The organism is Ottowia sp., assembly GCF_047601385.1.
GTDB lineage: Bacteria > Pseudomonadota > Gammaproteobacteria > Burkholderiales > Burkholderiaceae_C > Ottowia.
The window spans coordinates 2,083,065-2,096,039 of the sequence record NZ_JASGJP010000001.1; the positions used below are offsets into that span (position 1 = coordinate 2,083,065).

The 12,975-nt window shown below is 69.9% G+C and carries 15 protein-coding genes; 4 read left to right on the top strand and 11 right to left on the bottom strand.

From position 1 onward, the window contains the following. Positions 1–47: 47 nt before the first annotated feature. The 4 genes from QM772_RS10175 to sucC form a co-directional block, all read right to left on the bottom strand. Positions 48–833 (bottom strand): Stp1/IreP family PP2C-type Ser/Thr phosphatase, encoded by a 786-nt coding sequence (locus QM772_RS10175; RefSeq protein ID WP_415136058.1) that lies wholly within the window; start codon positions 831–833, stop codon positions 48–50. 69 nt (positions 834–902) lie between these two features. Further along, positions 903–1,610, bottom strand: coding sequence for a TerC family protein (locus QM772_RS10180; RefSeq protein WP_415136060.1), 708 nt, complete (start codon positions 1,608–1,610; stop codon positions 903–905). Positions 1,611–1,683: 73 nt separating this feature from the next. Then, a complete protein-coding gene (gene sucD, locus QM772_RS10185; protein ID WP_415136062.1) occupies positions 1,684–2,577 on the bottom strand; it encodes a succinate--CoA ligase subunit alpha in 894 nt (297 codons plus the stop codon). Between the two features lie 10 nt (positions 2,578–2,587). Further along, entirely contained in the window at positions 2,588–3,748 is a 1,161-nt protein-coding gene (sucC, locus tag QM772_RS10190) for an ADP-forming succinate--CoA ligase subunit beta (protein ID WP_415136064.1), read from the bottom strand. A 142-nt stretch (positions 3,749–3,890) separates the two neighbouring features. On the opposite strand from sucC, the gene argC reads away from it, so the two are divergent. Further along, on the top strand, positions 3,891–4,802 hold the full coding sequence (argC, locus tag QM772_RS10195) for an N-acetyl-gamma-glutamyl-phosphate reductase (protein ID WP_415136066.1): 912 nt from the start codon (positions 3,891–3,893) through the stop codon (positions 4,800–4,802). Between the two features lie 33 nt (positions 4,803–4,835). Here argC and QM772_RS10200 read toward each other — a convergent pair whose 3' ends face one another. The 3 genes from QM772_RS10200 to recA form a co-directional block, all read right to left on the bottom strand. After that, positions 4,836–5,411: a hypothetical protein gene (locus QM772_RS10200; protein ID WP_415136068.1), complete on the bottom strand. Its 576-nt coding sequence runs from the start codon at positions 5,409–5,411 to the stop codon at positions 4,836–4,838. Between the two features lie 172 nt (positions 5,412–5,583). Beyond that, entirely contained in the window at positions 5,584–6,057 is a 474-nt protein-coding gene (gene recX, locus QM772_RS10205; protein ID WP_415136070.1) for a recombination regulator RecX, read from the bottom strand. A gap of 75 nt (positions 6,058–6,132) precedes the next feature. Further along, positions 6,133–7,179 (bottom strand): recombinase RecA, encoded by a 1,047-nt coding sequence (gene recA / locus QM772_RS10210; RefSeq protein WP_415136072.1) that lies wholly within the window; start codon positions 7,177–7,179, stop codon positions 6,133–6,135. A gap of 131 nt (positions 7,180–7,310) precedes the next feature. On the opposite strand from recA, the gene QM772_RS10215 reads away from it, so the two are divergent. From QM772_RS10215 to QM772_RS10225, 3 genes are all read left to right on the top strand, one after another. After that, entirely contained in the window at positions 7,311–7,790 is a 480-nt protein-coding gene (locus QM772_RS10215; protein WP_415136074.1) for a MarR family winged helix-turn-helix transcriptional regulator, read from the top strand. 57 nt (positions 7,791–7,847) lie between these two features. Then, positions 7,848–8,516: a response regulator gene (locus tag QM772_RS10220; RefSeq protein WP_415136076.1), complete on the top strand. Its 669-nt coding sequence runs from the start codon at positions 7,848–7,850 to the stop codon at positions 8,514–8,516. A gap of 63 nt (positions 8,517–8,579) precedes the next feature. Next, positions 8,580–10,022, top strand: a complete 1,443-nt coding sequence (locus tag QM772_RS10225; RefSeq protein ID WP_415136078.1) for a sensor histidine kinase N-terminal domain-containing protein — start codon at positions 8,580–8,582, stop codon at positions 10,020–10,022. Positions 10,023–10,208: 186 nt separating this feature from the next. On the opposite strand, the gene QM772_RS10230 is transcribed toward QM772_RS10225, so the two are convergent. The 4 genes from QM772_RS10230 to QM772_RS10245 are packed head-to-tail and all read right to left on the bottom strand — an operon-like array spanning position 10,209 to position 12,964. Next, a complete protein-coding gene (locus QM772_RS10230; protein WP_415136080.1) occupies positions 10,209–10,868 on the bottom strand; it encodes a glutathione S-transferase family protein in 660 nt (219 codons plus the stop codon). A gap of 40 nt (positions 10,869–10,908) precedes the next feature. Continuing rightward, on the bottom strand, positions 10,909–11,631 hold the full coding sequence (locus QM772_RS10235) for an SPOR domain-containing protein (protein WP_415136082.1): 723 nt from the start codon (positions 11,629–11,631) through the stop codon (positions 10,909–10,911). Next, positions 11,628–12,422, bottom strand: a complete 795-nt coding sequence (locus QM772_RS10240) for a biotin--[acetyl-CoA-carboxylase] ligase (RefSeq protein ID WP_415136084.1) — start codon at positions 12,420–12,422, stop codon at positions 11,628–11,630. Before QM772_RS10240 ends, QM772_RS10235 begins: the two co-directional genes overlap by 4 nt. Beyond that, a complete protein-coding gene (locus QM772_RS10245; protein WP_415136086.1) occupies positions 12,419–12,964 on the bottom strand; it encodes an SET domain-containing protein in 546 nt (181 codons plus the stop codon). The genes QM772_RS10240 and QM772_RS10245 overlap by 4 nt, the downstream gene beginning before the upstream one ends. Positions 12,965–12,975 lie beyond the last annotated feature (11 nt).

Below are 12,975 nucleotides of genomic sequence, written 5' to 3' on the forward strand. Positions count from 1 at the left end.
CGGGCAGAAGCTCGCACAAGATAACGTGGCGTCATTTCGGCCGGCGCTTATTTTCTCAGCAATTTCGAAAGAACCCCGGACTTTTTCGGCGTTTCGGCGGCCCGTATCAACACGACGGACACATTGTCCCGGCCGCCGGCCTCGTTGGCCGCATCGACCAGGCGGCGGGCCAGGTTGTCCAACGGCGCGTGGCTTTCCAGCACGGCGGCAATCCCATCGTCGGTCACCATGTCGTTCAAGCCGTCGGAGCACAGCAGGTACACGTCGCCCGGCTCCATGGGAACTTCCTGCGCGTCCAGCAGAACCGTGTCCTCGACGCCCAGCGCCCGCGTGACCAGGTTGCGGTTGGCGGAGGCGGCAGCCTCCTCGGGCGTGATCAGGCCGATGTCGATCTGCTCCTGCAACAGCGAGTGGTCGCGCGTGAGCTGCACCAGCGCGCCGGCGCGCCAGCGGTAGGCGCGCGAATCGCCCACGTGCCCGACCACCAGCGTGGCACCGTGCGCCACCGCCATGACCAGGGTGGTGCCCATGCCGGAGCAGGCCTCGTTGGTGTTGGCGGTGTCGAAGATCTCGCGGTTGGCGTTGTCGACGCAGATTTCCATGGCGCGCCGCACGTCTCGCGCGCTGGCCAGGTGTGCCGCCTGGTCCAGCCAGCGCGCCAGTTCGCTGGAGATCAGGTTCACCGCCAGGGCACTGGCCACTTCGCCGGCGTTGTAGCCCCCCATGCCGTCGGCCAGCACCACCAGGCCGTGGTCCGGCATCACCACGACGGCGTCCTCGTTGTTGGCGCGCAGCCGGCCAACGTCGGTCAGGGCGCTGAACTCAAGCTCCATCCTGACCTGCCGCCTGGTGCCGTGGTGCCGACTTGCCGAGGGTTCGCACTTGCGCGCCGGGCGGGCGCGTCAAGCGTCGGCCGCCGGCGCGCCGCGCCGGCCCTGCACCCATTTGCCGATGGCCAGCACCAGCAGCGCACCCGCCACGCCCATGGCGTAGTGAACGGTCTTGTCCTGCGGGATGTAGGCCACCAGCGCCGGGTCGGAGTGCGCCATGGTGCCGGCGATCCAGCCCAGCAGCATGCCGCCCAGGGTGATGATGAGGGGGAAGCGGTCCATCAGCTTGAGCACCAGTTGGCTGCCCCACACGATGATGGGAATGCTGACCAGCAGGCCGAAGATCACCAGCGCCAGCTGGTGCTGCTCGCCAGCACCCTGCGCCGCGCCGGCGATGGCGATGACGTTGTCCACGCTCATCACCAGGTCGGCGATGATCACGGTCTTGACGGCGCCCCAGAGCCTGTCGCTGCCCTGAATGTTGCCGTGATCGCCCTCGTCGTCCGGCGCGATCAGCTTGACGCCGATCCAGACCAGCAGCAGCGCCCCGACCAGCTTGAGGAACGGGATCTGCAACAGGGCCAGCGCGAAGGCGATCAGGATGACCCGCAGGACGATCGCCCCCACCGTGCCCCAGATGATGCCCTTGGTGCGCTGATCCGGCGGCAGGCGGCGGCACGCGAGGGCGATCACCACGGCGTTGTCGCCGCCCAGGAGAATGTCGATCAGGATGATCTGGCCGACGGCGACCCAGAAATGGGCGGTGAGGAATTCTTCCATGGCATTTGTCTCTTCGTGGTCTTCTAAATAACGGCAGCCGCTGCGCCAGGCATTTTTCGGCCGCCGATCGGGACTACAGGAGTGCCTTGAGCAGCTTGCCCATCTCCGACGGGTTGCGCGTGACCTTGAAGCCGCACTCTTCCATGATGGCGAGCTTGGCATCGGCCGTGTCGGCGCCGCCGGAGATCAGCGCGCCGGCGTGGCCCATGCGCTTGCCGGGCGGCGCGGTGACGCCGGCGATGAAGCCGACGATGGGCTTCTTCATGTGATCCTTGCACCAGCGGGCGGCGTCGGCCTCGTCCGGGCCGCCGATCTCGCCGATCATGATGACGGCATCGGTGTCCGGGTCGTCGTTGAATGCCTTCATCACGTCGATGTGCTTGAGACCGTTGATCGGGTCGCCGCCGATGCCCACCGCGGTGGACTGGCCGATGCCCAGCTCGGTCAGCTGCGCCACCGCTTCATAGGTCAGCGTGCCGGAGCGGCTGACCACGCCCACGCGGCCCTTCTTGTGGATGTGGCCGGGCATGATCCCGATCTTGATCTCGTCGGGCGTGATGAGGCCGGGGCAGTTGGGGCCGAGCAGCAGCGTGCGCTTGCCGCCGGCGGCCTCCTTGGCCTTCATCCTGTTGCGCACCTCCAGCATGTCCTTGACCGGAATGCCCTCGGTGATGCAGATCACGAAGTCCAGGTCGGCCTCCACGGCCTCCCATATGGCGGCGGCGGCGCCGGGCGGCGGCACGTAGATCACGCTCACGGTGGCGCCGGTTTCCTTGGCGGCGTCCTTGACGGTGGCGAAGATCGGCACGTCGAAGATTTTCTCGCCCGCCTTCTTGGGGTTCACCCCCGCCACGAAGCAGTGCTTGCCATTGGCGTACTCGATGCACTTCTCGGTGTGGAACTGGCCGGTCTTGCCGGTGATGCCCTGCGTGATGACGCGGGAGTTCTTGTTGATGTAAATGCTCATCTCGATCCCCTCACTTCACTGCGGCGACGACCTTCTGCGCCGCCTCGGCCATGGTGTCGGCGCTGATGATGGGCAGGCCGCTGTCGGCCAGCATCTTCTTGCCCAACTCCTCGTTGGTGCCCTTCATGCGCACCACCAGCGGCACCTTCAGGTCGACCGCGCGGCTGGCGGTGATGACGCCGGTGGCGATGGTGTCGCACTTCATGATGCCGCCGAAGATGTTGACCAGGATGGCCTTGACCTTGGGGTTCTTGAGCATGATCTTGAACGCCTCGGTCACCTTCTCGGGGGTGGCGCCGCCGCCCACGTCGAGGAAGTTGGCCGGCTCGGCGCCGAACAGCTTGATGGTGTCCATGGTCGCCATCGCCAGGCCGGCGCCGTTCACCAGGCAGCCGATGTCGCCGTCGAGGCTGATGTAGGCCAGGTCGAACTTGCTGGCCTCGATCTCGGCCGGGTCTTCCTCGTCCAGGTCGCGCAGGGCCACGATCTCGGGGTGGCGGTACAGCGCGTTGCTGTCGAAGTTGAACTTGGAATCCAGGGCGATGATGTTGCCCTTGCCGTCGCGGTTGAGCGGGTTGATCTCCACCAGGCTGGCGTCGGTGTCCATGTAGCACTTGTAGAGCTTCTTGAACACGTCCACGGCCTGCGCGGTGCTGCCGGCCGGGATGCCGATGCCGTCGGCCAGTTCCTTGGCCTGCGCGTCGGTGAGGCCGGCCAGCGGGTCGACGAACACCTTGATGATCTTCTCGGGCTGGCTGTGCGCCACTTCCTCGATGTCCATGCCGCCCTCGCTGGAGGCGATGAAGGCCACCTTCTGCGTGGCCCGGTCGGTGACGACCGAGACGTAGTACTCCTTCTGGATGTCGGCGCCGTCCTCGATATACAGGCGCCGCACCTTCTGGCCCTCGGGTCCGGTCTGGTGGGTCTTGAGCTGCATGCCCAGGATCTGGCCCGCCAGCTCCTTGACCTGGTCGAGCGACTTGGCCACCTTCACGCCGCCGCCCTTGCCGCGGCCGCCGGCATGGATCTGCGCCTTGACGACCCACACGGGGCCGCCCAGCTTCTGCGCCGCCTCGACGGCCTCCTGAACGGTGAATGCGGGAATCCCGCGCGGAACGGGCACGCCGAACTGACGCAGGATCTCCTTGCCCTGGTATTCGTGGATCTTCATGAAGCCCCTCTGGAGTGGTGTGTGATCGGCCGGCCGACAGTCCAGACGGCGCGCGGCGGCGCGGCATCGGCGTGTGCGCGAGCCGCTGGGCGGGAATGTATCATGGGCAAAGCCCTGAGAATCTTCACGAGGACCCCTGCGGATGGCCAAGGTATTCATCGACGGCGAGGCCGGCACCACCGGCCTGCAAATTCGCGACCGCTTGCAGGGCCTGGCCGGCGTGACGCTGGTCAGCATCGACCCGGCGCGCCGCAAGGATCCCGATGCCAAGCGCGAGATCGTGGCCGGCGTGGACCTGGTGGTCCTGTGCCTGCACGACGACGCGGCGCGCGAGACCGTGGCGATGATCGACGGCCTGCCGAGCCGCCGCCCGCGCATCATCGACGCCAGCACCGCGCACCGCGTGGCCGAGGGCTGGGCCTTCGGCTTTCCCGAGCTGTCGGCGCAGCAGCGCGCGCTGGTGCAGGCGGCCGAGCGGGTGGCCAACCCCGGCTGCTACGCCAGCGGCGCCATCGCGCTGCTGCGGCCGCTGGTCGATGCGGGCGCGCTGCCGCCGGACTACCCCGTCACCCTGCCGTCCGTCAGCGGCTACACCGGCGGCGGCCGCCAGATGATCGAAGCCTACGAGGCCGGCCGCGCGCCGCCCTACGAGCTGTACGCGCTGAGCCTGACGCACAAGCACCTGCCGGAGATCATGAAGTACGGGCGCCTGACGCGCCGGCCCATCTTCATCCCCGCCGTGGGCAATTTCGACCAGGGCATGCTGGTCGAGCTGCCGCTGCACCTGGACCTGCTGCCCGGCCGGCCCACGCTGGCCGGGTTGCGCGACATCTATCAGCGGCACTACGCCGGCAGCGAGTGGGTCACGGTGGAGGACGCCCCTGAGTCGGGCAAGCTGGACGCGGTGGCGCTGAAGGACACCAACCGGCTGGAAATCCGCGTGTTCGGCAACGAGGCGGCGCACCAGGCCGTCTGCGTGGCGCGGCTGGACAACCTGGGCAAGGGCGCCAGCGGCGCGGCGGTGCAGAACCTGCGGCTGATGCTGGGGCTGTGAAGCCTCGCGGCGCTTGACCCCGAAGACGGTTGCTCAGCCCAGGGTGGCGTCGCGATCGTGCGGATTCAGGATGAAGGCGGCCGTGTCGGCGAACTCGGCGCCCGCGTCCGCGCCGGCCCGCGCGGTGATGGCGTCGATCAGCGGGTTCAGGTGCGGCAGCAAATCACCGACTTGCGTGGCGCGCTCGATCTGCCGGCGGTAGAGGTAGCCGCCTTCGCCCAGCCGGCGCCGGATCGACTGCACCATGAAGGCGGAGAGGATGCGGCACACCTCTTCGTTGCTGCGCGGGCGCGGCGGCATGGCCGGGCGCGAGGGCATCGAAGACATCGAGGGCATTGAAGGCATGGCATCGCGTTCGCTGGCCACGCCGCCATGGGCGCAGGCGGGCGCCGCCGGGGCCTCGATGGCCGTGAGGTAACCGGAAGCCCTCAGCCAGCGCAGACCGCCGGCGGTCACGGCGGATTTGCCCCGCGCGGCGGCCAGCAGGTCGGTAACGGTGCGCTGGCCATCGACCAGGCGCAGCAGATCGCGCAACTCTGCCGGCAGCGTGGGCTGCCCGGCGCTTCTTTCCCGCTGGCCCTTGGCGCTCAGCGCATAGACCTTTTGCATCATCATTCGCTCCCTGACTTCGGTGGCCTCCGCGATCTGACGGGCTGTCGCGTTAGAAACCAGGGGCGAATTGAAGATCAAGGCCGCGGGGCTGTCAACCTGCGGATGCCTGCCCGGCAGTGCAAAGTTGGCGGTTGGCGCGGCGAAAGGCCGCGAGTCCGCTGTCAAGCACTCACAGGCCGGCGGCGTCGTCCACACCCGCACCCGCACGCGCCAGCACGCGGCGGATCACCTCGCCGGCAAAGCCGCGCTGAGCCAGGAAGCGCATCTGCCGGGCGCGCTCGGCCGCGTCCCGCGGCGGCTGGCCGAAGCGCGACTGCCAGACCTGGCGCGCGCGCGCCAGTTCGGTGGCACGCAGGCGCTCGGCGGCGTCGGCCAGCACCTCGTCGGGCAGGCCCTTGGCGCGCAGCTCGTGCAGCACGCGCGCGCCGCCCAGGCGGCCGGCGCGGCGGTGCAGCACCGATTCGGCCACCCGCGCCGCGCTGATGAAGCCCTGGGCCTCCAGCTCGCCCAGCACGCGCGCCAGCTCGGCCGCGCCGCCGTCCTCCGGCAGGTGGGGCGCCAGCTTGCGCTCCAGCTCGGCACGCGAGTGCTCGCGCGCGGCCAGGTAGCGCAGCGCGCGGCCCTTGAGCGAGAGCGTGGGCATGGCTTCAAGCTACTATTTCAATAGCTGCCGGCGCTTGCCAGATAAGCGCTGGAGCCAATTTTTTCATATGAGGCCTCAAGCGCCGCCCTGCTTCGCCTCTTGCGTCGGCAGCAGCGGAATCCCGAGGGATTCCCGCACCTTGTTCTCGATCTCCACCGCCAGGTCGGCGTTCTCGCGCAGGAACTCGCGGGCGTTGTCGCGGCCCTGGCCGATCTTCTCGCCGTTGTAGGCGTACCAGGCGCCGGACTTGTCGAGGATCTTGGCGGTCACGCCCATGTCGATGATCTCGCCCTCGCGCGAGATGCCCTCGCCGAACAGGATGTCGAACTCGGCCGTCTTGAAGGGCGGGCTGACCTTGTTCTTGACCACCTTCACCTTGGTCTCGTTGCCGATGGCCACGTCGCCCTTCTTGATGGTGCCGGTGCGGCGGATGTCCAGGCGCACGCTGGCGTAGAACTTCAGCGCGTTGCCGCCGGTGGTGGTCTCGGGGCTGCCGAACATCACGCCGATCTTCATGCGGATCTGGTTGATGAAGATCACCGTGCAGTTGGTCTTCTTGATGGTGGCCGTCAGCTTGCGCAGCGCCTGGCTCATCAGGCGCGCCTGCAGGCCGGGCAGGCTGTCGCCCATCTCGCCCTCGATCTCGGCCTTGGGCACCAGGGCGGCGACGGAGTCGATCACCACCAGGTCGACGGCGCCCGAGCGCACCAGGCTGTCAACGATCTCCAGCGCCTGCTCGCCGGTGTCGGGCTGGCTGATCAGCATGTCCTGCAGGTTCACGCCCAGCTTCTCGGCGTAGGAGGTGTCCAGCGCGTGCTCGGCGTCGATGAAGGCGCAGGTGCCGCCCTGCTTCTGCATCTCGGCGATGACTTGCAGGGTGAGCGTGGTCTTGCCGGAGCTTTCGGGGCCGTAGATCTCGATCACCCGGCCGCGCGGCAGGCCGCCCACGCCCAGGGCGATGTCCAGCCCCAGCGAACCGGTGGAGACGACCTGGATGTCGTCCATCTGCTCGCCTTCGCCCAGCCGCATGATGGTGCCCTTGCCGAACTGCTTTTCGATCTGGGCCAGCGCGGCCTGCAGGGCCTTGGCCTTCTCGGTTTTGTCGGCGACCGCCATGTCCATGATTTTCTCCTTGTGAATCAGTAAGTTGCCGCATCCAGGGTAGATTGATCTGGATGCATGAACAGGACTGTATAGGAATACATTGAATAGCGTAAAGCGATTTTTAAGTCAGTTTACCTTACCATTTGCCGATGCCCGAAACGCCCTACGACGACCGCTGGCGCCAGACCCACCTGGGCCGCCTGCTGGGCCACGCCATGCGCCGCTTCGACGAACGCGTGCTGCAACTGATGGCCGCCAGCGAGCAGGCGCCGCTGGCGCTGGCGCACCTGGCGGCGCGCGACAAGGTGGGCGCCGCGCACGTGCACATCACGCGCCACCTGCCGCTGGCCGGCGCGCGCCTGACCGAGCTGGCGCAGTGGGCCGGCATGAGCAAACAGGCCATGGGCGACCTGGTGGACCAGTGCGCCGCCTGGGGCCTGGTCACGCGCGAGGCCGACCCGCTGGATGCCCGCGCGCGCCGCATCGTGTTCACGCCCGCCGGGCTGGACTGGCTGGCCGCCTTCCGCACCGCCGTGGCGCAAGCCGAGGCCGAGTTCCGCTCCGCCGTGGGCGCGGAAGTGGCCACCGTGGTGGCGCTGGGGCTGGAGGCGTACGCGGGCGGCGCCTAGAATTTGCGCAGAACCACGCGGCCGCTCACGACAGGCCGCGACACCAGGAGACAAGCCATGCGCATCCTCATCGCTGAAGACGACCAGGTCCTGGCCGACGGTCTGATGCGCAGCCTGCGCCACTCGGGCGCCGCGGTGGACCACGTGGCCAGCGGCACCGAGGCCGACGCCGCGCTGATGACCAACACCGAGTTCGACCTGCTGATCCTCGACCTCGGCCTGCCCAGGCTGCACGGGCTGGAGGTGCTGCGCCGGCTGCGCGCGCGCGGCCAGAAGCTGCCGGTGCTGATCCTCACCGCCGCCGACGGCGTGGAGGAGCGCGTCAAGGGGCTGGACCTGGGCGCCGACGACTACATGGCCAAGCCCTTCGCCCTGTCCGAGCTGGAGGCGCGCGTGCGCGCGCTGACGCGCCGCGGCATGGGCGCGGCCAGCGCCACCATCCGGCACGGCCCGCTCGAATACGACCAGACCGGCCGCGTGGCCCGCATCGACGGCAGGATGGTCGAGCTGTCGGCGCGCGAGCTCGGCCTGCTGGAGGTGCTGCTCCAGCGCTCGGGCCGGCTGGTGAGCAAGGAGCAGCTGGTCGAGCGCCTGTGCGAGTGGGGCGAGGAGGTCAGCAACAACGCCATCGAGGTGTACATCCACCGCCTGCGCAAGAAGATCGAGAGGGGCCCGATCCGCATCGCCACCGTGCGGGGCCTGGGCTACTGCCTGGAAAAGATTTAAGCCAAATCAGGCTCCAGCGCCCGTCCAGCAAGCGCCAGTAGCTATTAAAATAGTAGTAACACGGTGAAAATCTTCCAGCGCACCCAGCGCTCGCTGTTCGGCGAGATCCTGGACTGGATGCTCACGCCGCTGCTGCTGCTGTGGCCGGTGAGCCTGGCGCTGACCTGGCTGGTGGCGCAGAACCTGGCCAACAAGCCGTTCGACCGCGCGCTGATCTACAGCGTGCAGGCGCTGGCGCAGTTCATCCAGGTGGGGCCGGGCCAGCAGGTGCGCTTCTCGCTGCCGCAGCCGGCCGGCGAGCTGCTGCGCGCCGACGACTCCGACAACGTCTACTACCAGGTGCGCGGCACCGGCGGCGAGGTGCTGTCGGGCGAGCGCGAGCTGCCCGCGCCGCCGCGCGATGGCGGCGACGCGCCGCCGGGCGACGAGCCGCACCTGCGCGACGCCGAGTTCCGCGGCCTGCCGGTGCGGGTGGCCAGCCTGTGGGTGCCGATCCCGGGCGCGCCCGGCCCGGCCCTGGTGCAGGTGGCCGAGACGCGCGAGAAGCGCAGCGTGCTGGCGGCCGAGATCATCAAGGGCGTGATGCTGCCGCAGTTCGCCATCCTGCCGCTGGCGGTGCTGCTGGTGTGGCTGGCGCTGGTGCGCGGCATCAAGCCGCTGTCGGAGCTGGAGGGGCGCATCCGCGCGCGCCGGCCGGATGACCTCTCGCCGCTGGACGAGCACGCCGTGCCGCAGGAGGTGGGCCCGCTGGTGGCCTCGGTCAACGACCTGCTGACGCGGCTGAAGGACTCCATCGCCACGCAAAAGCGCTTCCTGGCGGACGCCGCGCACCAGCTCAAGACGCCGCTGGCGGGGCTGCGCATGCAGGCCGACCTGGCGCAGCGCCAGGGCTCCAGCGCCGCCGACCTGAAGCAGTCGCTGCAACAGATCGGCCACGCCAGCGTGCGCGCCACGCACACCGTCAACCAGCTTTTGGCGCTGGCGCGCGCCGAGGGCGGCGGCGCGGTGCTGGCGCACCAGCCGTGCGACCTGGCGCGGCTCACCATCGAGGTGGTGCGGGAGGCCGTGCCGCGCGCGCTGGAGCGGCGCATCGACCTGGGCTACGACGGCCCCGAGCCCGGCGCGCCCGGCTTCACGCGCCCAGGCCACCCGACGCTGCTGAAAGAGATGATCCGCAACCTGGTGGACAACGCCCTGTTCTACACCCCCAGCACGCCCGGGCACCCCGGCGTGGTGACGGTGCGCGTGCGCGCCGACCCGTTCCGCCGCGCGCTGGCGGTGCAGGTGGAGGACAACGGCCCCGGCATCGCGCCGGCCGACCGCGACCGCATCTTCGAGCCGTTCTACCGCGCGCTGGGCACCAACGTGGACGGCTCCGGCCTGGGCCTGCCGATCGTGCGCGAGATCGCGCAGCAGCACGGCGCGCAGGTGGACGTGGACGACGCCCATCCCGGCCAGCAACCGCCGGGGGCGCTGTTCACGGTGCGCTTCGCCGCGGGCGCCTGATACGGATACGGATGCGCATTCATCGATAAGCCGTTCGGGCTGAGCTTGTCGAAGCCTTGCGCGGCGCTTCGACAAGCTCAGCCTGAACGGACTTGGATTCTTGAACGCACCTTGGCAAAAGCTATTGTTTATATAGCTGCCAGCGCTTTCAGGACGGGCGCTGAAGCCCTATCTGGCTTGAAAAACTCAGGCCGGCTTGTACAGGTTGAGTTGCAGCCTCTCGCGCTCGATGGCGCGCGCCACCGCCGGCACCTGCGCGGTGCGCTGCACGTGCGCCCACAGCTCGGGGAAGCCCTCCGGGTCGATGCCGGCGATGCTGCCCCAGCGCAGCAGGGTCAGCGCATAGGCGTCCAGCGGGCCGCAGTGCACGCCGCCCAGCCAGTCCTGGCCGGCGGCGCGGGCCTTCGCCAGCAGGCCCTGCAATTCGGCCATCAGCGCGCGGTACTGGCCGGCGGCGAAGCGCTTCATGGCCGCCTGCGCCGCCTCGTCGTCGCTGAACTTGTTCGGCATGAAGAAGTGCGTGAAGGTCGGGTGCACGGTGTTGTTCATCCACGCCAGCGTCTCGACGAAGCGGGCGCGCGCCAGCGGCGCCTTGGGGATGAAGGCGCTCTCGGGGAACTTGGCGTCGATGTAGGCGATGATGGCCACGATCTGCGTGACGACCTCGCCGCCGTCGGACAGCACCGGCACCTGGCCGCGCGGGTTGAGCGCGAGGTACTCGGGGCTCTTGTGCTCGCCCTTGTGCAGCTTGACGGCCACCGGCTCGAAGGTGGCGCCGGCCTGCTCCAGCATGGCGTGGGGCACGAACGAGCAGGCGCCGGGGGCGTAGTAGAGCTTGAGGGTCATGGCGGGTCTCCTGGGGTGGTGGTGGATTGGGCTTTGGCGCTCATTCGCAGGGGCGCAGCTCCTTGCCGGCCAGGGCGCCGCGCAGGCCGGCGGCCTGCTGGCGCAGCGCGGCGTCGGCGGCGGGCAGGCGCAGCAGGTAGGCGGGGGTGTCGCGCCGCTCCTGTACCACGCGCGCCGAGCGCACGCCCTTGCGGGCGAGGTCGGCCAGCGCACGGTCGGCCGATTCCTCGTTGGCGAAGCGGCCCAGCGACAGGCCGGGCTCCAGCGCCGCGCCGGGGCGGTCGGTGTCCACGCCCAGCTCGCGCAGCTCGGCCCGCTTGGCGCGCACGGCCTCGGCGTCGGCCAGCTTGCCCACGTAGACCATCCAGCGGCCCGGCAGCGACACCTGGTCGATGCGCCAGCTGCCGGCCGGCAGCTCGGCGGCGGCGCGGCGCACGGGCTCGATCTGCTTGTCGTCGAACACGCCGGCTTGCAGGCAGGTGCCGGCGGCCGACGCTGCCGGCGCCGGCGCCTCGGGCGCGCTGGACGTTGGCTCGGGCGCGCGGCGCGGCGCGGCGGGCTCGGCGCGCGCCACCGGCGCGGGCGCGGCGCCCGCGTCCGGCAACGGCTGGATGCGCAGCGATTCGGGGCGCACCTGGCGCTCCAGCCGCTCCGGCTCGGCCTGCTGCGCCGGCCCCAGGCCCACGGACCGCAGCCAGCCCTGCGACCAGGCCGCCCACACCAGGTTGGCGGCCAGCAGCAGCACGACCAGGCGGCCGATCATCCGGCGCCTCCCACTGGCAGCAGCGGACGCACGCTGACCTCGGCGCTGGTGATCTCGCGCAGGCCCACGGGCGTGCGCACGCGCAGCGCGCCGCCTAAGCCCACGCCCTGGGCCACGCCTTCGGAGCCGTCGGACAGCCGCACCGGCCGGCCGGCCAGCACGTCGCGGGCGTTGAAGCGCTCGGCCAGCGGCGCGAAGCCCTCGCGCTCGAAGGCGCGCACCGCCTGCGCCAGCGGGCCGGCCACGCGCGCCAGCGCGCCGGGCGCGTCGATGCCCGGCAGCAGCGCCTGCAGCCAGGCCGGCGGGGTGGAGAAGCCCTCGCCGCCCAGCGGCGCCAGGTTCAGGCCGAAGCCGATCACCGCGTAGCGCGCGGCCTGCGCGCCGCCGGTGCCGGCGGTCTCGACCAGCACGCCGGCCAGCTTGCGGTCCTGCCACCACAGGTCGTTGGGCCACTTGAGGCCGACCTCGGGGTGCAGCGCCTCGGCCAGCGCCAGCCCCACGGCCAGCGACAGGCCCGACCAGTCGCGCGGCGCCAGCGGCAGGCCCAGCGAGCACGACAGCGCGCCGCCCGCCTCGCCGCCCTGCCAGCCGCGCCCCAGGCGGCCGCGCGCGGCGGTCTGCGCCTCGGCCACCAGCAGCACGGGGGCGGCGCGGCCGGCGCGCGCGCGGCGCATCAGCGCGCTGTTGGTGGAGTCGATCTCGGCCACCACCTCCACCGCGCAGCCGGGCAGGTGCGGCGCCAGCGCCTCGGCCAGCGCGGCCACGGGCCAGTGGAGGGCGGGTTTGCTCATTTCGCGCGCTTCTTGTTTTTCTTCTTTTTCTTCTTCTTGGATTTCTTCTTGCCCTCGGCCGTCTCCAGGTCGGACGACAGCAGCGTGCCGCGGCAGTTCGCGCTGCCGCACCAGCAGGGGTAGTCGGCCTTCAGCGCGGGCGTCAGCGGCTCGTCGATGACCAGGCCGTAGTCGTAGTTCAGCTCCTCGCCGGCCTTGATCGGGCGCAGCGACTTGATGAAGATGCGCCCGCCGTCCTCGTCGGCCTCGCAGTTGGGGCCGCAGCTGTGGTTGATCCAGCGCGAGGCGTTGCCGCCGTACAGCGCGTCGATCACGTGGTCTTCATCGACGTGGAAGTAGAAGGTGTGGTTGGGGTCGTTCGGGTCGTGCGGGTGGCGGCGCTGCGCCTCGTCCCAGCCGATGACTTCGCCCACGTATTCGATGATGCGCTCGCCCTGGGGAATATCGACCAGGGCGAACACGCCCTTGCCGTGCACGCCCGAGCGGCGCACCTGGATGCGGCGGCCCGGAGCCGACGGTTTGACGGAGGATTTGCTGGCCACGGGAAAAGTTT

Bases quoted from the DNA above. Each gene is read 5' to 3' on its own strand.
- QM772_RS10175 (WP_415136058.1), bottom strand. From the start codon at position 833: ATGGAGCTTGAGTTCAGCGCCCTGACCGACGTTGGCCGGCTGCGCGCC.
- QM772_RS10180 (WP_415136060.1), bottom strand. From the start codon at position 1,610: ATGGAAGAATTCCTCACCGCCCATTTCTGGGTCGCCGTCGGCCAGATC.
- sucD (WP_415136062.1), bottom strand. From the start codon at position 2,577: ATGAGCATTTACATCAACAAGAACTCCCGCGTCATCACGCAGGGCATC.
- sucC (WP_415136064.1), bottom strand. From the start codon at position 3,748: ATGAAGATCCACGAATACCAGGGCAAGGAGATCCTGCGTCAGTTCGGC.
- argC (WP_415136066.1), top strand. From the start codon at position 3,891: ATGGCCAAGGTATTCATCGACGGCGAGGCCGGCACCACCGGCCTGCAA.
- QM772_RS10200 (WP_415136068.1), bottom strand. From the start codon at position 5,411: ATGCAAAAGGTCTATGCGCTGAGCGCCAAGGGCCAGCGGGAAAGAAGC.
- recX (WP_415136070.1), bottom strand. From the start codon at position 6,057: ATGCCCACGCTCTCGCTCAAGGGCCGCGCGCTGCGCTACCTGGCCGCG.
- recA (WP_415136072.1), bottom strand. From the start codon at position 7,179: ATGGACATGGCGGTCGCCGACAAAACCGAGAAGGCCAAGGCCCTGCAG.
- QM772_RS10215 (WP_415136074.1), top strand. From the start codon at position 7,311: ATGCCCGAAACGCCCTACGACGACCGCTGGCGCCAGACCCACCTGGGC.
- QM772_RS10220 (WP_415136076.1), top strand. From the start codon at position 7,848: ATGCGCATCCTCATCGCTGAAGACGACCAGGTCCTGGCCGACGGTCTG.
- QM772_RS10230 (WP_415136080.1), bottom strand. From the start codon at position 10,868: ATGACCCTCAAGCTCTACTACGCCCCCGGCGCCTGCTCGTTCGTGCCC.
- QM772_RS10235 (WP_415136082.1), bottom strand. From the start codon at position 11,631: ATGATCGGCCGCCTGGTCGTGCTGCTGCTGGCCGCCAACCTGGTGTGG.
- QM772_RS10240 (WP_415136084.1), bottom strand. From the start codon at position 12,422: ATGAGCAAACCCGCCCTCCACTGGCCCGTGGCCGCGCTGGCCGAGGCG.